The sequence below is a fragment of the Sphaerisporangium rhizosphaerae genome (assembly GCF_042665155.1).
GTDB classification, from domain to species: domain Bacteria; phylum Actinomycetota; class Actinomycetes; order Streptosporangiales; family Streptosporangiaceae; genus Sphaerisporangium; species Sphaerisporangium rhizosphaerae.
The window spans coordinates 11,967-36,281 of sequence record NZ_JBHTCG010000052.1; the positions used below are offsets into that span (position 1 = coordinate 11,967).

The window sequence follows — 24,315 nt, forward strand, 5'->3', positions numbered from 1 at the left end:
TGGTGATCAGCGGTCGCCGCCCAGCGCCTCGGCGCGGTCGACCAGGGCTCGCAGCACGCGGAACCACGTCTCGGCGAGGTCCCGCACCGCCTCCTCCGGCAGCAGCCGCGAGGCGTAGGACCAGTGGGCGGTCAGCTCCGGCCCGCCGGGGTGGTCCTCGGTCAGGGCGTTGACCGTGAGCGCGTGCGACATCGGCATACCGGGGTCGGCGTCGAGGTCGGCGGCGTCGTCCTCGGGCGCGTAGGACCAGTCGGCGGCGTCGGGCCGGCCGAAACGGCCCATGTAGTTGAACTCGATACCCGGCTCGCCGAGACGGGAGAGTTCCGGCCCCGTCGCCGGGTTCAGGTGCCGCAGCAGGCCGTGTCCGATGCCGGCGGCGGGGAGCGAGGACAGGTGCTCCCTGATCCGCCCCACCGCCTCGTCGAGCGCCGGCCCGCCGGCGAGCGCCTCGTCCAGGTCCACAGGTCCTGGATCGAGGCGGACCGGGACGACGCTGGTGAACCAGCCGACCGTGCGCGACAGGTCCGCGCCGCCGGCCAGTTGCTCATCGCGGCCGTGGCCTTCCAGGTCCACCAGGACCGCGTTGCCGGGGCCGCGCCCGCCCGTCCGGCGGTGCCGGTCGGCGACGGCCAGCGCCAGGGCGGTCAGCAGCACGTCGTTGACCGTCGCGCCGAAGGCGGCGGGCACCCGGCCGAGCAGCGGAGCCGTCCGGTCGGGGGGCAGGGTGAGCGACAGGTGACGCGTGGTGGCGACCACATCACGCCCGGGGTCGAGCGCCGCCGCCACGGCGATGGCGCCGCCGCCCGACAGAATCGAGGTCCACAGCGGGAGCTCGTCCTCGCGGGCGGGGTCGACGGCGCGGGCGCCCAGCATTCGCGACCAGCGGCGGAACGACACGTCGACGGGCGCGAGCGCCGGGGGGCGCCCGGCGGTGACCTCCCGCCAGGCGGCGGCCAGGTCGGGCAGCAGGATCCGCCAGGACACGCCGTCCACCACCAGGTGATGGACCAGCAGCAGCAACCGCCCGGGCGTGCCCCGGCCGGCGTCGAACCAGACCGCCTGCACCATGGCGCCGGCGTCCGGGTCGAGGCGGGAGCGTGCGGCGTGGGCGTGCTCGGCGATCGCCGCACGAAGCGCCGTCTCGTCGGCCCCCGCCGTGTCGACGCGAACAAGCCAAGCCGCCACACCAGCGGCGCTGCCCGCGCCCGCCACACCGGGGATGCCATTCGTGCCGGGGGTTCCAGTCGTACCTGGGGTTCCAGTCGTACCTGGGGTTCCAGTCGTACCTGGGGTTCCAGTCGTACCTGGGGTTCCGGTCGTACCTGGGGCTCCGGTCGTGCTGAGGGCTCCAGTCGTACCTGGGGCTCCGGTCGTGCTGAGGGCTTCGGTCGGGCCGGGGGTGGGGACGTGCAAGGACCACTGCTCGGTCCCAGACGGGTCCGCCGCACCGGAGGCCGGCGCCTGCTCCCCCGCGTGGCCGGCGGCGAGCCGGGTCCGCACCAGGCGGGCCTTGAGCATGCCGTGCCGGTCCACGACGGCTTGGAGCACCGACGCGAGCGTGGGCTCGTCCAGGTCCGGCGGGGTCCGCAGCAGCGCCGCCTGGTGGTATCCCTTGATCGGGCCGCCGCGCTCCCGCATGGCGTGCATGATCGGAGTGAGCGGCACCATGCCGGTGCCTTCGTCGTGCGCGCCGCCGCCGGCGTCCGGGCCGAGCGTGACGGCGACGGTGGCCAGCGCCGCGACCGTACGGTGCTGGAACACCTGGCGCGGGGTGATCCTCAAGCCCGCCGCCCGCGCCCGAGCGACCAGTTGCATCGCGACGATGCTGTCGCCGCCGAGGGCGAAGAAGTCGTCGTCGGCACCGGCACGCGGCAGTCCGAGCACCTCGGCGACGACGGCCGCGAGGGTGCGCTCCGGTTCGCCGGCCGGCTCGCGCCCGGTGCGCGTGGTGAAGTCCGGCGCGGGGAGCGCCTTGCGGTCGAGCTTGCCGTTGGGCAGCAGCGGCAGCTCCGGAACGACGACCACCGCGGCCGGCACCATGTACTCCGGCAGACGGGCCGCGGCGTAGGCACGCAGCGCGGCCGGCTCGGCGGGCCCGGATGGGGCGGCCGGGGCGGCGGAGTCGGCCGGGGCCGCGCAGTCGGCTGGGTTGACCGGCCCGGAATGATCGGCGGAGTCGGCGGGCACGGAACGGTCGGCAAGGTCGGCGGGCCCGGAAGGGTCGACAGGGTCGGCGGGCCCGGAAGGGTCGGCGGGCGTGGACGGGACCACGTAGGCGACCAGTTGTCTGACCCGGGGGCGGTCCTCGCGGGCGACGACCACGACCTGGGCGACGGACTCGTGCCGGTCCAGCACGGCCTCGATCTCGGCCGGCTCGACGCGGAAGCCGCGGATCTTCACCTGGTCGTCGGCCCTGCCACCGTAGTCGAGCCGGCCGTCGGCGGTCCAGCGGGCCAGGTCGCCGGTGCGGTACATGCGGGCGCCGGCCTGCTCGAACAGCCCGGCGAACGGGTCGGCGACGAACCGCTCGGCCGACAGGCCCGGGCGGCCGAGGTACCCCCGGGCCAGGCCCGCGCCCGCGAGGTACAGCTCGCCGGTGACGCCGGGCGGAACGGGCCGCAGCGCGGCGTCGAGCACGTAGGCGCGGGTGCCGTCCACCGGGCGGCCGACCAGCGGGGACGCGCTGTCCCCGACGCGGGCCACCAGGGCGTCCACGGTGGACTCGGTGGGGCCGTAGAGGTTGAACGCCTCCGTGGAGCGCATGGCGGCCAGGTCGGCCCAGAGCGCGTCCGGCACCGCCTCGCCGCCGACCCCGGCCACGGCGAGCGGGCACTCCCCGTCCTTGATCAGCCCGGCCGCGGCCATCTGCGCGAGGAAAGAGGGAGTGACCTCGATGAAGTCCAGGCCGTGCTCGCGGATGGCCCCGGCGGTCAGCTCGGGGTCGCGGCGCGTCTCGTCGGAAAGGATGTACAGCGCGTGCCCGTCCAGCAGCCACAGCTGCGGCTGCCAGGAGGCGTCGAAGGAGAACGACCAGGCGTGGCCGACGCGCAGATGACGACGTCCGGTGGCACGTCTGGCCGGCTCGTGCAGCGTCCGGCGGTGGCTGTGGAAGAGGGCGACGAGGCCGCCGTGGCAGACCACCACTCCCTTGGGCCGGCCGGTGGACCCGGAGGTGTAGATCACGTAGGCCGGGTGGCGCGGGTCGGGGGTGGTGGCGAGGTCGTCTCCGCGCCGCGCGGCGAGGCGGCGAGCGGTCTCGGGCGCGTCGAGCCGGAGGAGCGGGACGCCGCCGTCCGGCAGGAGGGCCGCGTGGTCCTCGCCGGTCACCAGCAGGACGGGCCGGGCGTCGTCGAGCATGCCCAGCACCCGCTCGGCGGGCAGGTCCGCGTCGACCGGCAGGTAGGCCGCGCCGGACTTCAGCACGGCGAGGACGGCCAGGATGAAGTCCGCTGAGCGCGGTAGCGCGAGGGCGACGATGCGCTCGGGTCCCGCGCCGTGCTCGGCGAGCAGCCGCGCGAGCCGGTTGGCGCGCTCGTTGAGCTCACGGAAGGTCCAGCGGACCGGCCCGGCGACCACGGCCACGGCCTCGGGAGTGGCGGCCGCCTGCGCCTCGAACAGTCCCGGGACCGCCAGGGACCGCGGATCTCGTGCGGCGGTGGGGAGGGCGTCCGGGATGCCGTTCCAGGTCATGAGCATGGTGCGGCGGTCGGCGGGGGTGAGGACGTCGACGCGCCCGACGAGCCGGTCGGCGCCGGCCGCCATGGTCTGGAGGATGTGCGCCATCGAGGCCGCCATCCGCGCGGCCGTCGCACGGTCGAACAGGTCGGGCCGGTACTCGGCGGTGAGGGCCAGGCGTTCACCCGGCTCGACCGCCCAGGTGAAGGGGTAGTGCGTCGAGTCCTGGTGGTCGAGCACGGCGGGACGCAGGCCGTCCGCGGTCCCGGACACGGGCTCCTCGGCGTCGGGGTAGGACTCGAAGACGACCAGCGTGTCGAACAGGTCGCCGAGGCCGGCCCGTCGCTGGATTTCGGCCAGGCCGACGTGCTGGTGGGCGATGAGCCGAGACTGCTCGTCCTGGAGGCGGCCGAGGAACGCCGCCATGCTCTCGCCGTCGCGGACCCGTACGCGGACGGGGATCGTGTTGATGAACAGGCCGATCATCGACTCGGCGCCGTCGAGCTCCGGGGGCCGCCCGGAGACGGTCGCGCCGAAGACCACGTCGTCGCGGCCGGTCAGCCGGGAGAGCAGGATGCCCCAGGCGCCCTGCACCAGGGTGTTGACCGTCAGGCCGTGTGAGCGGGCGAAGGCCGACAGGGCCTCGGTCGCCTCCCGGGTGAGACGCGTGGTGTGCGTCTCGGGCACGGCCGGCGCCCGGTTCGGGTCGGCGGGCGCGAGACGGGTGGGCTCGGCCAGACCGTCCAGCGCCTCCGCCCAGGCGCCGGCGGAGACGGCGGCGTCCTGGCGCGCCAGCCACGCGAGGTACTCCCGGTACGGCGGGGCCGCCGGCGAGCCGTGATGGTCGACCCCGTCCACCCCGTGCGCGTACAGGTCGGCGAGTTCGCGCATGAGCCGGGGGATCGACCATCCGTCCAGCAGGAGGTGCTGGTGGGACAGGACCAGGCGGTGGCGGGCCGGGCCGAGGCGCACCAGTGCCATCCGCAGCAGCGGCGGGTCCGCCGGAGTGAACCGGCGCCGCTCCTGCGTGAGCAGACGGGTCCACCGGGCCTCCCGGTCGAGCCCGCCGAGCTCGCCCGGCCCGGAAAGATCCACCTCGCGCCAGGGCAGGACGACCGCGCGCGGCACGACGGCCACCGGGCGGCCGGAGGACAGGTATCGGAAGCCGGCGCGGAGGTTGTCGTGCCGGTCCAGCAGCGCCTGCCCGGCCGCGCGCAGCCGGGCGGCGTCCAGCGGGCCGTCCACCTCGTAGGTCACCTGGACGGTGTAGACGTCCGGCCCGTCCTCGCCGGAGTCGAAGGACGCGTGGAACAGCAGGCCCGCCTGGAGCGGGGTGAGCGGCAGGACGCCGGCGACGCCGGTGACCGGCAGCTCGGCGCGCTCGGCCTCGCTGAGGGCGACCAGCCCGGCGGACGACCCGGCGCCGTCCATGCCGTACGCCCCGGTCCTGCCGTACGCCTCGGTCAAGTCGTACGCCCTGGTCAAGTCGTACGCCCTGGTCAAGTCGGTCGCGCTGTTCACGCCGCTCGCCCTGTTCACGGCGTGCGTCCCGTTCATGTCGGCCGCCCCGGTCAGGCCTTCCGCGCCGTCCAGACCGCCCACGGCGGCCGACCGGCCCGTGCCGTCCGGGTGAGTCGCGTCGTCCTGGACGCCGGCGATGGCGGCCAGGGCCGTCGCGGTTCTGTGCAGGAAGACGTCGCGGGGACTGATCACCAACCCGGCGGCACGTGCCCGGCCGACCAACTGGATGGCGACGATGCTGTCGCCGCCGAGGGTGAAGAAGTCGTCCCCGGCTCCGACGCGCGGCAGGCCGAGCACGCCGGCGAACAGTTCGCACAGCAGCTCCTCACGCGGGGTGCGCGGCAGGGCGCCGGTCACCTCGGCCGCGAAGTCGAAGGCGGGCAGCGCCCTTCGGTCGAGCTTGCCGTTCGGGGTGAGCGGCAGGGCCTCCAGCGTGACGAACCCCGCCGGGACCATGTACTCGGGCAACGCGGCCCCGGCGTGGTCCCGCAGCGCGGCAGCGCTCGGCGCCGTCGCTCCGGGGGCCGGCACCAGGTAGGCGATGAGGCGCTGGTCCTGGACGGCCACCACGGCGTGGGCCACCCCCTGGTGGCGGGCCAGCACCGCCTCGACCTCGCCCGGCTCGACGCGGAAGCCGCGGATCTTCACCTGGTCGTCGGCCCTGCCCAGGAACTCCAGCTCCCCCGCACGGTTCCAGCGCGCCAGGTCGCCCGTCCGGTACATGCGCGTTCCGGGTGGCCCGCAGGGGTCGGCCACGAAGCGTTCGCCGGTCAGGCCGGGACGGCCGAGGTACCCCCGGGCGAGCTGGACGCCCGCCAGGTACAGCTCGCCGGGCACCCCCGGCGGCACCGGGCGCAGCGCCGCGTCCAGGACGTGAGCCCGCGTGTTCCACACCGGCCGGCCGATCGGCACCGGGTCGGCGCCGGGCGGAACCCGGGTGGCCGTCACGTCGACGGACGCCTCGGTGGGCCCGTACAGGTTGTGCAGCTCGGCGGGCAGCACAGCCCTGCACCGGGCGGCGAGGTCCGCGGGCAGCGCCTCGCCGCTGCACATCACCCGGCGCAGTCCCGAGCACCGCGCGACGCCCGGGTCGGCGAGGAACGCCCGCAGCATCGACGGCACGAAATGCACGGTGGTGACGTGCTCGTCCTGGATCAGCCCGGCGAGGTAGGCCGGGTCCCTGTGGCCCTCGGGCCGCGCCACCACCAGGACCGCCCCGGTGATCAGCGGCCAGAAGAACTCCCACACCGACACGTCGAAGCCGGACGGCGTCTTCTGCAGCACGCGGTCCGACGCGGTCAGCGCGTACTCGTCCTGCATCCACAGCAGGCGGTTGACGATGCCCTCGTGCGGCACCACCACGCCCTTCGGCCGTCCGGTGGACCCGGAGGTGTAGATGACGTACGCCGGGTGCCGGGGGTCGTAGGACGCGGGCAGCTCTCCCTGAGGACCATCGGGCAGCCCCTCGCGGAGCACGCACACCGGGCGGGCCTCCTCGATCATGAGCTCGGCGCGCTCGCGCGGGTGGTCCGCGTCCAGCGGCAGGTACGCCGCGCCCGCCCGGTGCACCGCGAGCAGGGCGACGACCAGGTCGGCCGAGCGCGGCAGCGCGACCGCCACCGTGCGCTCGGGGCCGGCGCCCATCGCGGCCAGCGTCCGCGCCGTGCGCTCGACCCGGGCGTCCAGCTCGGCGTAGGTCAGGCGCTCCTCCCCGCAGACCAGGGCGAGCGCGCCGGGGGTGCGCGCCACCTGCGCGCGGAACAGTTCGGGCAGGGTGGTGGCGGGCACTTCTCGCGCGGTGGCGTTCCACGCGCCGGCGACGAGCCCGCGCTCATCCTCGTCCATGATCTCCAGGTGCCGCACCTGGAGGCCGGGGTCGGCGACGACCTGCTCCAGCAGCCGGACCAGCCGCCGGGCGATGCGCTCGACCGTCTCGTGGTCGAACAGGTCGGCGCTGTACTCGATCCAGCCCTGGATGCCCTCGCCGTCGCCCTGTTCGGCGAAGTCGAAGCTCAGGTCGAACTTCGCGGTCTCCTGGCCCAGCGGCTCGGGCTCGGCGTCGAGCCCCGCCAGATCGGGGGCGCCGCCCTGGTCGGCCAGGTAGACGACCATCACCTGGAACAGCGGGTGCCTGGCCAGGGAGCGGGCGGGGTTGATCGCCTCGACCAGCCGCTCGAACGGCAGGTCCTGGTGTTCGTAGGCGGCAAGGTCGCTCTCGCGCACCCGCCTCAGCAGCTCGCCGAAGGTCGGCGCGCCGGACAGGTCGGTGCGCAGCACGAGCGTGTTGACGAAGAAGCCGACCAGGTCCTCCAGGCGCTCGTCGGTGCGTCCCGAGATCGGCGCGCCGAGGGGGATGTCCTCACCGGCGCCGAGCCGGTGCAGCAGCGCGGCGACGGCCGCCTGGGCCACCATGAACATGCTGACGCCGTGGCCGCGGGCGAGCCCGCGAAGGCCGCGCTCCAGCTCGGCGGGGATGCACAGGCCGACCGCCCCGCCGCGGTGGCCGCTCTCCAGCGGACGCGGCCGGTCCGCGGGGAGCGGCAGCTCCTCCGGCAGCCCGGCCAGCGCCCGACGCCAGAAGCCGAGCTGGCGTGCCTCCAGGCTGCCGGGGTCGCCGCCGTCCCCGAGCACGTCGCGGTGCCAGAGGGTGTAGTCGGCGTACTGGACGGGCAGCGGCGCCCACCGCGGCGCCGTTCCCTCGCGGCGGGCACGGTAGGCGGTGGACAGGTCGCGCCACAGCGGCCGGTCCGACCACTCGTCGCCGGCGATGTGGTGGACCACAAGGAGCAGCACGTGCTCCCGCGGCGCCACCTCGAACACCCAGGCGCGCAGCGGCGGCTCGCGGTCCAGGTCGAAGCCGTGCCCGGCGGTCTCGGCCAGCCGCCCGGCGAGCGCGTCCGGCGCGACCCGCTCGAAGCGGACGACGGCGGGGACCTCTTCGGGGCGCAGGACACGCTGGTGGGCGCGCCCGTCCCGCTCGGGGAACACCGTGCGCAGGCTCTCGTGCCGGGTCATCAGGTCGCGCACGGCGTCGCGGAGGGCGCCGAGGTCCAGTTCGCCCGACAGGCGCCAGGCCGCCGGGAGGGTGTAGGTGGCGCTCGGGCCCTCCAGCCGGTGCAGCACCCACAGGCGCTGCTGTGCGAAGGACAGCGGCAGGAACTCGGGGCGCGGCGCGGGGGCCAGAGCGGGCCCGCCTCCCGGCGCCTCGCGCAGCCGTCCCGCGAGCCGGGCGACGGTGGGCGCCTCGAAGACCGCGCGCAGGCTCACCTCGGCGCCGAGCGACGCGCGAACCCGGCTGACCAGCCGCATCGCAAGCAGTGAGTGGCCGCCGAGCGCGAAGAAGTCGTCGTCCACGCCGACCCGTCCGACCCCCAGCACGGCGGCGAACAGCTCGCAAAGGATCTCCTCCCGGGCGTCGCGAGGACGCCGCCCGGAGGCGGGGGCCGCCGCCGCGTCGGGGACGGGCAGGGCGAGCCGGTCCAGCTTGCCGCTGATCGACCTGGGCAGGGCGGGCAGTTCCATGAACGCGGTGGGGACCATGTGGCCGGGCAGCGCCGCGGCGAGGTGCGCCCGCAGCGCGGCGGGGTCGGCGCCCCGCCCGGAGGAGGGGACCGCGTAGGCGACCAGCCGCCGCTCGCCGGGGACGTCCTCGCGGACCGTCACCGCGGCCTGCGCCACGTCGGGATGAGCGCGGAGCACGGCCTCGATCTCGCCGAGCTCGATGCGGAACCCTCGCAGCTTCACCTGGTCGTCGGCCCGGCCGAGGAACGAGAGCGTGCCGTCGGCGCGGCGCCGCACCAGGTCGCCGGTACGGTACATGCGCTCGCCCGGCCCGCCGAAGGGGTCGGCGACGAACCGCCCGGCGGTCAGCCCGGGCCGGCCGAGGTATCCCAGGGCCAGTCCCTCACCCGCCAGGTACAGCTCGCCCGGCACCCCGGCGGGCACCGGCCGCAGCATCGCGTCCAGCACGTGGGCGCGGGTGTTGGCCAGCGGCGCGGCCCACGGCTCAGGGCGTTCCGGGCTCGGTCCGTGCCACCCGTAGGCGTCGACGGCGCACTCGGTCGGCCCGTACAGATCGTGGACCACCGTCCCCGGCAGCGCGCGCAGCTGGTCCCACAGCGGCGGCGGTGTGGCCTCGCCGCCGACCGCGATGACACCCGGACGGGGACGGCCGGGGTCCAGGAAGCCGTGGTGGATCAGCTCCCGCAGGTAGGTCGGGGTGAGGTCGGCGAAGTCGACGCGCTGGTCGGCGAGGTAGGCCAGCAGCGCGACCGGGTCGATCATGGTGTCCTCGCCGACGACGTGCAGCTCGTGCCCGGCGAGCAGCCAGAGCATCGGCTCCCAGGAGCCGTCGAAGCTGAACGACGCGGCGTGCGCCGCGCGCAGCCTGCGGCCTCCGGCGGCGCGCACGGCCGGGTCGATGAGGTCGGCGCGGTGCGAGCCGAACAGGTTGCCGAGACCGCGGTGGGTGCCGAGCACGCCCTTGGGCCGGCCGGTGGACCCGGAGGTGTAGATCACGTACGCCACCGCGCCCGGCGGCACGGCGACCCTCGGCCCCGGCACCTCGCCCCCAGGCACCGCGCCCCTCGACCCCGGCACCTCGACCCCCGGCAGCGCGACCCTCGGCCCCGGCACCTCGAACTCCGGCAGCGCGACCCTCGGCCCCGGCACCGCACCCCCCGGCAGCGGCTCCGGCACCGGCACCCCCGGCACCGGCATCGCGCCGGGGGGACGGCCGTGCGGCCGGGCGGCGTGCCGGGCGTCGTCCAGCAGCAGGACGCCGCCTCGCGTGGCGGGCAGGCCGGGGGCGATGGCCGCCGTGGTGAGCACGCGGGCCGGCGCGGCGTCGTCCAGCATGTACGCGAGGCGTTCGGCCGGGTAGGCGGGGTCGAGCGGAAGGTAGGCGGCGCCCGCGCCGAGCACGCCGAGAATGGCCGGCACCATCTCGGCCCGCGGAAGGGCCAACCCCACAACGTCCCCTGTCCTCACTCCGTGCCGCAGCAGCAGCCCGGCGACGCGGTCGGCCTCGGCGGCCAGCTCACCGAAGGTCAGCGTCCGGCCGCCGGTGACCAGGGCGACGCGGTCGCGGTGCGCGCGGGCGGCCTCGGCGAACAGTTCGGGGACCGTGCGCCGCTCCACCGGCCGCGCGGTGTCGTTCCAGGCGCCCAGCGACGCGCGGCGCTCCTCCTCGGTCAGCACGGACAGCCGGCCGACCGGCACGTCCGGCCCGGCGGCGAGCAGGCCCAGCAGCGCGACGGCGCGACCGGCCATGGCACGGGCCGTACCGTGGTCGGCCAGGTCCTCGGCGTACTCCAGCAGCAGGGTCAGGCCGTCCTCGCCGGCGTGGTCGACGAAGGTGAAGTCCAGGTCGAACTTGGCGGTGTGCACGCGGGCCGGCCACCACTCGGTGGGCAGGTCCAGCACCCGCGGATCGCCGCCGGGACGGTGGTGGTAGCCGAGCATCACCTGGAACAGCGGGTTGCGTCCCGGCACGCGCGGCGGGTTGAGCGCCTCGACGACCTGCTCGAACGGCAGGTCCTGGTGCTCGAAGGCGGCCAGGTCGGCGTCCTTGACCCGGGCCAGCAGGTGCCTGAACGTCGGGTCGCCGGACAGGTCGGCGCGCAGCACCAGGGTGTTGACGAAGAAGCCGACGAGGTCGTCCAGGGCGCTGTCCGTGCGCCCGGCGACGGGGGCGCCCAGCGGGATGTCGGTGCCCGCGCCCATCCGGTGCAGCAGGGTGGCGACCGCGGCCTGGAGCAGCATGAACATGCTGGTGCCCGTCTCGGCGCACAGGGCTCGCAGGGCGCGGGCGGTGGCCGCGGGCAGCTCCGCACGCACCTGGCCGCCGCGGCCGGTCGGCTCGGCCGGGCGGGGCCGGTCGAGCGGCAGGGGGATCTCCTCCGGCAGCCCGGCCAGCGTCCTGGTCCAGAACGCGAGCTGCCGCGCGCCCTCGCCACCCGAGTCGGCCGGATCCGCCGAGTCCGCCAGGTCCGCCAGGTCCGCCGGGCCCGCCGGGCCCGCCGGGCCCGCCGAGTCCGCCGAGTCCGCCGAGTCCGCCGAGTCGACCCGGTGCGCCGAGTCGGCCGGGCGCGTCGGGTCGGCCGGGCGGGCCGGGTCGGGCAGGTCCGGCGGGTCGCCGAGCAGCCGCCGCTGCCAGAGCGTGTAGTCGGCGTACTGCACCGGCAGCGGCGCCCATTCGGGCGCCCGGCCCTCGCGGCGGGCCCGGTAGGCGGCGTCGAGGTCGGTGAGGAACGGCCGGTCGGACCACTCGTCGGTCGCGATGTGGTGCAGCACGATCGCCACCACGTGGTCCAGTGGCCCGGCCCTGAGCACCTCGGCCCGCAGCGGGATCTGGACGGCGAGGTCGAACGGCCGGGCCACCGCCGCCGCGATCCTGCCCTCCAGCCGCTCCGGCGGGCAGTCCTCGGCATGGAAGAACGACCCGATCTCATCGATATCCAGAACGAACTGGTACGGTCCCGCCTCGTCCACGAACCGGCGCACCCCGTGCGGCCCGGTCTCCTCCGCAGGAAGGCGTACTCCTGGCCGGGACTCCTCCAGGGACGGGCGCACCCCGTCCTGCGCGGCCTCCTCCTCCGACCAAAGCGCCCCGTACGGGCCGGCCTGGTCGGGCGCGGGCGTGGCGGGCCGGGGACCGGCCTCGGGGAAGACGGTGCGCAGGGCCTCGTGGCGGGCGACCACGTCGCGCAGGGCCTGGTGGAGCGCGCCGGTGTCCAGCGCGCCGCGCACGCGGAAGACCAGCGGGAAGTGGTAGGCGTCGCCGCCGCTGAGCCGTTCGGCCAGCCACAGCCTCCGCTGAGCGGGCGACAGCGGGACGCGCCGGGGACGGTCCGCCACGGGCTCGACGGCCGGGCGGGCCGGGCGGCCGGCGTTCGCGCGACCGGCCAGCAGGGCGGGCGCCGGGGCCTCGAACAGGTCGCGGATGGCCAGTTCGGCGCCCAGCTCCGCGCGGGCCCGGCTGATGAGCCGGGTGGCGAGCAGCGAGTGGCCGCCGAGTTCGAAGAAGTCGTCTTCGGCGCCCACGGCCGGCAGGTCCAGCACCTCGGCGAACAGGCGGCAGAGCACCTCTTCCTCCGGTGTCGCCGGCCCCCGGCCGCCGGCGAGCGGCGCCGCCGGTTCGGCCGCGGGCAGCGCGCGCACGTCGAGCTTGCCGTTGTCGTTCATGGGCAGCCGGTCGAGGGTGACGAACGCGGCCGGCACCATGTAGTCGGGAAGCCGGCGCCGCAGATCCTCCCGGAGGCGGCGCGGCAGGCCGCTCGCGCCGGCCGCCGAGGCCGGGGTGTTGCCGTACGGGGGCGTGCCGCCGCCCGGCAGGTAGAGGCCCGCGGTGAGGCGGAAGTCCCCCCGCACGAAGACCGCGTCGTAGGCGCCCGGCTCGCGCGACCAGGTGGTGAGGACGCGGTAGCCCTCCCGTGCCCCGAGCGCGTGCAGGTCCTCGGGCTCGACTCCCCCGGCCACCGTGGCGCCGCGCTCGCTGCCCGCGCGGGCGTCGGGGACGCCCGTCACCCGCAGCCGCCCGGTCCGCGACTCCCGCAGGCGGCGGGCCAGCCCTCCTGCCTCCCTCGGCGGATCCTCGCCGGAGGCGGGTCCGGCGGTCGCGGGCGCGTCGTCCTGCCGGCCGGTGAGCGCGTCGGTCCAGGGCAGCACCGGTTCGTCGCCGAGGCGGACGTCGGGCTCGCCGTCGTAGAGGACGGCGTCGTAGCGGTAGCGGGTCAGCTCGTTGTGGTGGTGCCCGCGTTTGGTGCGCAGGTCGACGCCGAAGCCCAGCGTGGCGAAGTAGTCGGGGTCGACGAGCAGTTCCTTCTCCAGCGCGATCCCCCGCTCGACGGCCGGGTGGAGGCGCTCGGCGGCCTCGCGGCCGTCCGGGCCGCCGGTGTCGCTGGCCGAGCGGACAAGCTGGACGCCGGTGTGGAAGGCGCGGGCGAGCCGGAGGTTGCGCACGTCGCCGACGAACAGGGCGCCGCCCGGCGCCAGCAGTCCCATGGCGCCGCGGATGACCCCCGTCAGGTGGTCGATGTCCGGAAGGTACTGGATGACGGAGTTGATGATGATCGTGTCGAAGTAGCCGGCGGGCAGCCCTTCGGTGTCATGCGCGGCCTGGCAGCGCAGCTCGACCTTGGCCGCCAGCGCGGGATCCCGGCGCAGGTCCTCGCCGATCTTGCGGATCACGGGCGCGGCGAAGTCCGTCGCCCAGTACGCCTCCGCCTCGGGCGCCAAGCGCGACAGCAGCAGCCCCGAGCCGACGCCGATCTCCAGGACGCGGCGCGGGCGCAGCTCGCGGATGCGGGCCACGGTCTCCCCGCGCCACTCGCGCATGTGCTCCAGCGCGATCGGCTCCCCGTCGTAGCTGCTGTCCCAGCCCGCGAAGTCCTCGGTGAACACGGCGGTGCCGATGCGCTCGTACTCCTCGGAGTAGATCTCCCGCCATTCGCCGATCCACTCCCGTTCCGCCGACTCCCGCCGTTCGCCGGTGGGCTCGGCGGGCACGACGTACCCGACCAGGCGCCGGGCGCCGGGGATGGAGGGGTCCTCGGCGGCGACCACGGCGGCCTGGGCCACCTCCGGGTGCCGGGTGAGGGCGGTCTCGATCTCTCCCAGCTCGACCCGGTGACCGCGGATCTTCACCTGGTCGTCGGTGCGGCCGAGGAAGTCGATGTTCCCGTCGGCGCGGCGCCGCACCAGGTCGCCCGTGCGGTACATGCGCTCCCCCGGCTCGCCGTGAGGGTCGGCGACGAACCGTTCGGCGCTCAGCCCGGGACGGCCGAGGTAGCCGCGGGCCAGGCCGACGCCCGCGATGTACAGCTCGCCGGGGACGCCGGGGGGAACCGGGCGCAGCCAGGCGTCCAGGATGTGGGCGCGGGTGCCGCGGATGGGACGCCCGACGGTGGGGGTGGGACTGTCGCCCGTGCCGCCGCCGAGGGTGTTGATCGTGTACTCGGTGGGCCCGTAGAGGTTGTAGCCGTAGGTGCCCTCGGTGTCGCGGAGCCGGTTCCAGACCGTCTCGGACACCGCCTCCCCGCCGAGCAGCACCAGCGGCGGGCGGTGCCCGTCGAGCAGCCCCTGCTCGATCAGCAGGTGCGCGTAGGTCGGGGTGAGGTTGACGACGTCCACGCGGTGGTGCTCGCAGTAGGCGACCAGCGCCTCGGCGTCGCGCCTCAGCTCCTCGTCGCACACGTGCACCTCGTGTCCCTCGACCAGCCACAGGAGCTCCTCCCACGACATGTCGAAGGCGAAGGACACCGTGTGGGCGACGCGCAGCCGGCGGCCTCCTGCGGAGGCGACGGCCGGGTCGAAGATCTCCCTCTGGTGGTTGAGGTGCATGTTCGTCAGCCCGCGGTAAGGGGTGACGACGCCCTTGGGACGGCCGGTGGAGCCCGAGGTGTAGATGACGTACGCCGGGTGCTCCAGGCTGAAGCGAGGACGGTCGGCCTCGGTGACCGGGCCGCCGGACAGCCCCGCCAGCTCCCCGGCCACCACCGGGTCGTCGAGCCGCACGCGGAGGACGCCGGGCACGCCCCCCTCCAGGCGAGGCGCGACGGCAGCGGTAGTCAGCAGCAGGGCCGGACGGGCGTCCTCCAGCGTCACCGTCAGCCGGTCGTCGGGGTGGTCCAGCTCCAGCGGCAGGTAGGCCGCGCCCGTGCGCAGCACGGCGAACAGCGCGGCCACCATGTCGACGGAGCGGGGCAGGGCCAGCGCCACGATCTGCTCGGGCGCCGCGCCCCGCGCCAGCAGCAGCCGCGCCATGCGGTTGACGCGGGCGTCCAGGTCGGCGTAGGTGACGCTCAGGCCGCCGAAGACCAGGGCCGTGGCCTCAGGAGTGCGGACGGCCTGGGCGGCGAGCAGGTCGGCGATGGTCTCCTCCGGGACGGGCACCCGGCCGGCGGCCCGTTCCCGCTCCAGTTCGGCGCGTTCGGCGGGCAGCGTGTGGCCCAGGCGGCCGACGGGCGCGTCCAGGTCGTCCACCAGCCGCTCCAGCAGCAGGGCGAAGCGGTCCAGCAGTTCCTGGGCTCGCGGAGGGCCGATGACGTCGGGCCGGTGCGCGAGGGTGACCCGGATGCGCTCCCCCGGCGTCACGACGAGGTTGACGGGATAGTGGGTGGCGTCCACGTTGGCCACGGCGGTGGCGCCGTGCCGGTCGGCGAGCGCCGCGAGCCGCTCCTCGGTGTCGTTGTCGCGCATCACGAAGAGCGTGTCGAACAGCCGCCGATGGCCGGTCTCGGCCTGCAGGACGCCGAGGCCCAGATACTCGTGCGGCATGAGGGCCAGGCGTTCGCCCTGGACGCGCCGCAGCAGGTCCAGCACGGGCTCGGCCGGGTCGAAGGCGATGCGGGCGGGAACGGTGTTCAGGAACATGCCGATGACGTTCTCGACGTCCGGCACCTCGCTCGGACGGCCGGCGACCGTCGTGCCGAAGACGACGTCGAAGCGGCCGGTCGCGGCGGCCAGCACCAGGCCCCAGGCGGTGGTGAGCAGCGTGTTGAGCGTCAGTCCCCGGCGGCGGACGGCGTCGCGCATCCGGTCGCCGAGATCCTTGGGCAGGACGGTCTCCCGGCTCTCGGGGATGACCGCCCCCATGTCACCGCCCGCGGTGGGCGCGAGCAGGGTGGGCTCGTCCAGGCCCGCCAACGCGGCCCGCCAGGCGCGGGCGGCGGTCGCCGGGTCCTGTGACTCCAGCCAGGTCAGGTAGTCGCGGTAGGAGCCGGGGCGCGGCAGCCCGCGCTCGTCGCCGCCGGTCTCGTAGAGGGCGAACAGCTGGGCGAGGAAGATCCAGGCCGACCAGCCGTCCCACAGCAGCAGGTGCCGGCCGATGACCAGCCGGTCACCCCGGGCCTCGCCGAGCCGGATCAGCAGCATCCGGAAGAGCAGCGGCCGGGCCAGGTCGAACCGGCGGGTGCGCTCGGCGTCCATCAGCTCGCGCAGCCGCGCGTCCTGCTCGGCGGCGGGCAGGTCCGACAGGTCGGCCTCTTCGAGCGGTATCTCGGGGTCGGCGACGATGAACTGCACAGGCCGGCGCAGCCCGGCGCTGGTGAAGCCGGCGCGCAGGCCGGGGTTGCGGGCCAGCAGCACCCTGGTCGCCCGGCGCAGGCGGCCGGCGTTCAGGCGGGTGGCGAAGTCGAACGACTCGTGAACGGTGTAGACGTCGAGGGCGCCGTCGTCGTAGGTCGAGTGGAAGAACAGTCCTTCCTGGAGCGGCGCCAGCGGCCAGACGTCGGTCACGTCACCACCGCCCAGCCGCCGCACCCGCTCATACTCGTCAGCGGTGAGCATGAACCCGGCGCCCCGCTCACCCGCACCCGCACCCGCACCCGCACCCGCACCCGCACCCGCACCCGCAACGGTGCCGGTATCCGCAGCCTCACCGGCACTGGCAGCAGCAACGGCGGCGGCAACGTGATCGGCGGCGGCGGCGTCGCGGGTAGGAGTGACGGCGGTGGCGTAGGCGGCAGCGTCGGAGGCCGCGCCGTCGAAGGCCGCCGCGCCGTCGGAGACCACGCCGCCGCCGAGGGCGGCGGCCAGGGCGGCGGGGGTGCGGTGTTCGAAGACGTCGCGCGGACTCAGGGTCAGGCCCGCCCGGCGGGCGCGGCTGGAGACGCCGATCGAGCTGATGCTGTCGCCGCCGAGCATGAAGAAGTCGTCGTCGACGCCCGCCTCGCCGAGCTTCAGCACGGCCGCGAAGATCTCGGTGAGGACGCGCTCACGCTCGTCGCGCGGGGCGCGCGCCGTCGCGCGTACCGCCCGCGGGGCGGGCAGGGCGTCGCGGTCGAGCTTGCCGCTGGGGGTCAGCGGCAGGGCGTCGAGCTCGACGTACGCCCCGGGCAGCATGGACGCGGGCAACGTCCCGGCCAGGGCGGCGCCCAGCGCGACCACGTCGACCCCGCCCTCCCCGCCTCCCACCACAGCGGCGCCGTGTCCGGCCGGGCCGGGGGGCTTCGCCGGGACGATGTAGGCGACCAGGGTGGATCCGCGAACGGTCACCGCCGCCCGGGCCACGGCGGACAGGGCGGTGAGAGCGGCCTCGACCTCGCCCAGTTCGATGCGGTTGCCCCGGAGCTTCACCTGCCGGTCGGTGCGGCCGAGGTACTCGACGACGCCGTCCTCGCGGCAACGCACCAGGTCTCCGGTGCGGTACATGCGTCCGCCTGCCGCGCCGTAGGGGTCGGCCACGAACCGCTCGGCGGTCAGGCCGGGGCGGGCGTGGTATCCCCGGGCGAGCTGGACGCCGGTCAGGTACAGCTCGCCGGGCACGCCGGCCGGTACCGCGCGCAGGCAGGAGTCCAGCACCCGCAGCCCGGTGTTCCACACCGGGCGGCCGATGGGCACGGTGGTGCCGGTCGATCCGTCGTAGGCGTGGTAGGTCACGTCGACGGCCGCCTCGGTCGGGCCGTACAGGTTGTGCAGCGGCACTCCGGTGAGTGCGTGCCAGCGCGCGGCGGCGGCGCCCGGCAGGGCCTCGCCGCTGCTGAACACCCGTCGCAGGCTCGCCGCCCATGACAGGTCGGCGGTGACCTCGCCGGCGCTCAGGAAGGCTTCGAGCATCGACGGCACGAAGTGCATCGTCGTGACCCGCTGCTCGCCGATCAGCGCGGCCAGGTAGGCGGGATCGCGGTGCCCGTCGGGCTTGGCGAGCACCACGGCGGCGCCCTCGCACAGGGCCCAGAAGAACTCCCAGACGCTCACGTCGAAGCTGGACGGCGTCTTCTGCAACACACGGTCGTCGGCGCGCAGCCCGTACTCGCCCTGCATCCAGGCGAGCCGGTTGACGATCGCCCTGTGGGTCACGACGACGCCCTTGGGGCGGCCGGTCGATCCCGACGTGTAGATCAGATACGCCGGGTCGTCCGGCCCGGCGCTCCCGAGCCGGGAATCCGCCCCCTGGACATCACCGGCCACCGAGCCGACCTCGTGAATCTCCCCCATCACAGGGCCGACCCCGTCGACCTCGCCGACCGGAGAGCCCACCCCGCAGACCTCTCCCACCATAGAGCCCACCCCGCGGACGTCACCGGCCGACCGGCCCGCAGCCGCCCCGGCCGTCGGGCCGGCCGGCCGCGCCACGGCCGAGCGCGGCTCGGCCGGGGTTGCCGGGGGGTCGGCCGGGGTTGCCGGGGGGTCGAGGAGGAGATGGGTGACGGCACTCGCTCCGGGGAGCCGGCGGGAGGCGGCGGCGGTGGTCACCACCGTGTCCGTCCCCGAGTCGGCCAGCATGTGGGCGATGCGGTCGGCCGGGTAGTCGATGTCCAGCGGCAGGTAGGCCGCGCCCGACTTCAGCACGCCGAGCAGGGCCACCATCAGCTCCGCCGAGCGCGGGACGGCGACCGCGACGACCCGTCCGGAGCCCGCGCCCCGCGACCGCAGGCGGCGGGCGAGCATCTCGGCGCGCGCGTCCAGCTCCGCGTAGGTGAGGGACTCGCTCTCGCAGATCACGGCCGTGGCCTGCGGCGTCCGGGCGACCTGGGCCTCGAAGGCGGCGGCCAGAGTCGTCTCGGCGACCTGCCGTTCCTCGCCGGCGAGCCGGGCCCGTGCCGCCTCGCCGTCCGACAGCAGGCCGACGCGGGCGGCGTTCTGCGCGGGATCGTCGGCCACGGCGCGCAGGATGCGGGTGAGCCGGTCGGCGATCCGCAGAACGGCCTCGTCGTCGAGGCGCTGGGCGTGGTACTTCAGCCGCAGGTCCAGCCGGCGTCCCGGCTTGACGATCAGGGCGAGCGGGTAGTGGACGGCGTCGCGGAACTCGTGGCCGGTGATCCTCAGCGTTCCCGAGGAGTCGGCCGCACCGGTCTCCGCAGGGTAGTTCTCGAAGACCACGAGGGTGTCGAACAGCTCGCCACGACCGGCGAGCCCGGCGGCGCGCTGGAGTTCCGCGAGGCCGAGGTGCTGATGGTCCAGCAGGCTGGTCTGCTCGGCCTGGAGCCGCCCTGCCAGCTCGGCCAGGCTGTCGGCGGGCCGCCACCGGAAGCGGGTCGGCAGGGTGTTGATGAACAGGCCGACCATGGACTCGATGCCGTCCACCTCGATGTCCCGGCCGGAGACGGTGGTGCCGAAGACGACGTCCTGGCTGCCGGTCAGACCTCCGAGGAGAAGACCCCACGCGCTCTGGACGACCGCGCCGAGGGTCACCCCGTGCCTTCTCGCCCGTGCCGCGAGCCGCGCGGTGACGCTCTCGGGCAGCTCGACGCGCACCTGCCCCGGCCTCAGCCGCGCGTCGCCCGCCGAGGCGCCCACCAGGCGGGTCGGCTCGTCGAGCCCCGCGAGCGCGACCCGCCAGGCGGCGAGTGCGGCGTCCCGGTCCGCAGAGGCCAGGCGGCACAGGTACTCGCGGTACGGAGCCACCGGCGGCAACCCGGCCACCTCGGCCCCCGCGTCCGGTACCTGCGACGAAGCCTCCTCGGAGACGGCGGAGTACAGGGCCATCAGTTCGCGGTGGATGATCGGCAGCGACCAGCCGTCGGCCACGATGTGGTGGAAGGTCAGTACCAGGACGCTCCGGTCGTGCCCGAGCCGGACCAGCGCGCACCGCACCAGGGGCGGGCGGGCCAGATCGAAGCGGCGCTCGCGTTCCTCGGCCGCGACGGAGTCCGCGACGGCCCGGCGCTGCTCGTCGTCCCCGGACGGGCCTACCTCGCGCCAGGGCAGCTCCAGCCGGTCGGCGATGATCTGTACCGGCCGTCCGTCCGGACGGCGGCGGAAGCAGGCCCGCAGCGGAGCGTGCCGGTCCAGCAACCCCTGGGCGGCTCGGCGCAGGGACTCGCCGTCGACCGGACCGGCCAGTTCGATGATCTGCTGGACCACATAGGCGTCGCCGTCCGTGCCGTCCAGCAGGGAGTGGAAGTAGAACCCCTCCTGGAGCGGGCTGAGCGGCAGCACCTCCTCGACGGCGACCGGGTGGTCACCCTGCACCTCGGCGAGCTCCTTCTCCGCGAGCCGCAGAAGCGGCGCGTCCGCCACCGCTCCGGCAGCGCCCGCCCCGTCGAAGGCGGTCCCGCCGCCACCGCCATCCATGTCGATGACGACGCTCGTACCGATGTCAAAACCCGTACCGGCGCCTGGTCCCCTGTCGGCGCCCGTACCGGCGCCGGCGCCCGTAGCTGTGCCTGTGCCTGTGCCCGAACCCGAGCCCGTACCTGTGCCCAAATCCGAGCCCGAGCCCGTGCCCGAACCTGTGCCGGTGCCGGTGCCGGTGCCGGTGCCCGAGCCCGAGCCTGTGCCCTTGCCTGTGCCGCCCGGTCCGGTGGGTCCGCCGACCGTGCGGTCCACCGCTACCTCGGCGAGCGCGGCGGCGGTGCGGTGGCGGAACACGTCGCGGGAGGTGAGCCGCAGCCCCGCCTCGCGCGCGCGGACGAGCAGCCGGATGGCGACGATGCTGTCGCCGCCGAAGGCGAAGAAGTCGTCGTCGGCGGAGACCGACGCAAGGCCCAGCACCTCGGCGTACAGGGCGCACAGCAGCTCCTCGCGGGCGCCGCGCGGGGCGCGTCCGGAGCTGAGCGCGGTGTATTCGGGCGCAGGGAGCGCGGAGCCGTCGAGCTTGCCGCTCGGGGTGACCGGGAGCCGGTCCAGAGGGACGAAGGCCGACGGGATCATGTACTCGGGCAGCAGTTCGGCCGCGTACGAGCGCAGGGTCCTCATCAGGGCGGCGACATCGCGGAACGGCGCGGGACGGTTGGCGTGCGGAAAGGCGGCGGCCGAACGGTAAAGGGCGCCGAGGGGCGCGTCCCCGGCGGCGAAGACCACGTCGAGGCCGCCGTCGTCGGCGTGGCCGTTCCAGGTCACGGCCACCTGGTAGCCGTGGCGGGCTCCGAGCGCGTGCAGGGTCTCGGGGTCGGCGGCCTCCACCGGCGGGGCGGGACCGTCGCCGTCCTCGATGGCGGCCAGTGCGGCGAGGTCCTCGGCGAGCCGCGCATTGGGCACCGCGCCGACCCGGAGCCGGGCGGGGCCCGCCGCCAGGCGCGCCTCCAGCCCGTGCATCCCTCCGAGCTCGGCCCACCCGATCTCCTCCTCGCGAAGCTCGGCCCGCTGGGACTCCCCTTCGCGAAGCTCGGCCCGCCCAGGTTCCCCCTTGTGAAGCTCGGCCCGTTCGGACTTCTCCACGTCGGGCCGGGTTTCCCCGGATCCGGATTCGGCCGGGGCGGGCCTTGCGGCGGCCGGCTGGGGCTCCTGCTTGCGCAGGACGACGTCGTAGCGGTAGCGGGTCAGTTCGTTGTGGACGGCGCCGCGCTTGAGGCGGATGTCGGCGGTGAAGCCGGGGAGGGCCGCGAAGAAGTCCGGGTCGAGCAGCAGTTCACCCTCCCGGTTCGCCGAGCGGTCGACGACGGAGAGCAGGGCCTTCTTGTCCTGCGGGTACGCGCCGCGACGGGTCTCGACCGCGGCTCGCAGGCAGCGCAGTAGCCGGAGGTTGCGCACGTCGCCGACGAAGACGCTGCCGCCCGGGGCCAGAAGCGTCCCGGCCTCGCGCAGCACGTCGGACAGGTACTCCGCGCTCGGGAAGTACTGGGCGACGGAGTTGACGACCACGGTGTCGAACAGGCCCTCGGGCAGCCCGGTGACGTCGTGCGCGGGCTGGGCGCGCAGTTCGACGCGGCCGGTGAGCTCCGGCTCGGCGGCGACCCGGGCGCGCAGCGTCCGCACGGCCTCCTGCGAGAGGTCCGTGCCCCAGTAGACCTCGCAGCCGGGGGCGAGGCGCGCGAGGATGAGCCCGCTGCCGACGCCGATCTCCAGCACCCGGCGGGGTCGCAGCTCCCTGATGCGGGCGACCGTGGTGTCCCGCCATTCCCGCATCTCGGCGAGCGGGATGGGCAGGCCGTCGTACATGCTGTTCCAGCCGGCGAAGTTCTCCCCGAAGCCCTCCGAACCCGCGGCCGAGTAGAGCAGCTCGTGCAGGTCCTTCCACTTCTCGACCTGTTCGGTCTCCTCGCGGCCCGGCCCGGCGGTGAGGGAGGGGACGACGTAGGCGGCCAGCCGCCGGTCGCCCGGCCGGTCCTCGCGGGCCACCACCGCGACCTGGTCCACGGCCGGGTGCCCCCGCAGCACGGACTCGATCTCACCGGGTTCGACGCGGAAGCCGCGGATCTTCACCTGCGAGTCGGCGCGGCCGAGGAACTCGAGCCGTCCGTCGGATCTCCACCGCACCAGGTCGCCCGTGCGGTACAGCCGCTCGCCCGGCGGGCCGAAGGGGTCGGCGACGAACCGTTCGGCGGTCAGGTCCGCGCGCCCGAGGTAGCCGCGGGCCAGGCCGGCCCCGCCGAGGTACAGCTCGCCGGCGACCCCGGCGGGCACCGGGCGCAGGCGGGCGTCCAGCACGTAGGCCCGGGTGCCGGGGTCGGGGACGCCGATGGGCACGATGGCGCCGGAGGGGATGTCGGGGTCGCACAGGCCGAGGGTGGAGTTGGTGGTCGCCTCGGTCGGGCCGTAGGCGTTGAACATCATCCGGCCGCGCGCGTAGCGGCCGACCAGCTCGGGCGACACCCGCTCGGTGCCTGCCAGCAATGTGGCGGCGGGCGGCAGCCGTACGTCCTGCGGCATGGCGGCGAGCAGGGCCGGGGGGAGGATCATGAACGTGATGCCGTTGGCGTCGGCGTAGTCGGCGAGCGGCGCGCCGGGCACCCGCAGCTCGGACGGCACGACGACCAGGCGGCCTCCGGAGAGCAGGCCGAGGCACAGGTCCCAGAAGGCCACGTCGAAGCTGGGCGAGGAGAACTGCAGGACCCGGCTGTCCGGCCCGACGCCGAACCGCTCGCTCTGGGTGGCGACCAGCTTGGCCACGCCCGCGTGCGACAGCACCACGCCTTTGGGACGTCCTGTGGAGCCGGAGGTGTAGATGACGTAGGCCGCGTTGAGCACCGACAGCCGTCCCCTGTCGGCCTCGGAGGGGTCGTGGGCCGGGCGGGCCGCCAGCTCGCGCGCGGTCTCCGGCGCGTCGAGGATCAGCACGCCGGCGCCGTCGAACGGCGGGATCCCGTCCAGGGCGCCGGCGGTGGTGACCGGACAGTCGGCGGTGGTGACCAGGCAGACGGGCGCGGCGTCGGCCAGCATGTAGGCGATGCGGCCGGCCGGGTAGTCGGTGTCCAGCGGCAGGTAGGCGGCGCCGGCCTTCAGGACGGCCACCTCGGCGACGATCAGCTCGGCCGACCGGGGCAGGGCGAGGCCGACGACGCGCTCGGGTCCGGCCCCGCGCGCGATCAGCGCGTGGGCGAGCCGGTTCGCGCGCTCGTCCAGTTCGGCGTAGGTGAGGGCGAGGTCCTCGAAGACGAGGGCGACGGCGTCCGGCCGGCGGCGGACCTGCTCGGCGAACATCTCGGGCCAGGTGAGCGACGGGACCTCGTGGGCGGTGTCGTTCCACTCGGCGAGGACGCGGCGGCGCTCCTCGGCGGTGAGCAGTTCCAGCTCGGCGACCGGGACGTGCGGCCGGGCGAGCCCGTCGGCGAGCAGCGTCTCGTAGTGGCCGAGCATCCGGTCGGCGGTCGCGCCGTGGAACAGGTCGGGGCGGTAGGTCAGGCGCGCCTCGTAGGTCGCGGCGGCTTCGCGCGGTTCCGCGCTCGCCACCGTCACGATCTCCAGTGACACATCCAGCGGTCCCGCAGCCTCCGGTGACAGGTCCAGCGGTCCCGCAGCCTCCGATGACGCGTCTGCCTCCGGTGACGCGTCCAGCGGTCCGGCGGCGGCGGGCGCCACCCGGACGTCGCCGATCGCCACGGCCGTGGTGAAGAACAGGCCGCCGCCGCGCGTCGGCTCGGGCCGCAGGTCCGACACGAGGCGGGAGAGCGGGACGCGGTGCGCGCGGGCCTCCTCCCGGGCGGCGGCCACCCGCCGGACCAGCTCGCCGAAGCCCGTGCCGCCGTCGAGCCCGACCCGCAGCGGCAACCCGTCGTACCCGACGCAGACATCGCCCGTGCCGCCGTAGCGGTACAGCAGCGCGACGTAGGCGGCGAGCAGGCGGTCCTCGGGGCCGGCGTCTTCGCGCGGATCGCCCGCCAACGCGACGGCGGGACCGGCCAGCGTGCGGACGCGCGTCTCGCGGCCCGCGGCGGGGGCCGGCGGGTGCGGGAAGTCGATCGGGAGGACCGTCTCCTGCGGAAGCGGGGCGAGCCGCCGGTGCCAGTACGCCAT

1 protein-coding gene is annotated in these 24,315 nt (G+C 75.3%); it reads right to left on the bottom strand.

From position 1 onward, the window contains the following. Nucleotides 1-6: 6 nt before the first annotated feature. On the bottom strand, nt 7-24,315 hold the full coding sequence (locus tag ACFQSB_RS38365) for a non-ribosomal peptide synthase/polyketide synthase (protein ID WP_380832116.1): 24,309 nt from the start codon (nt 24,313-24,315) through the stop codon (nt 7-9).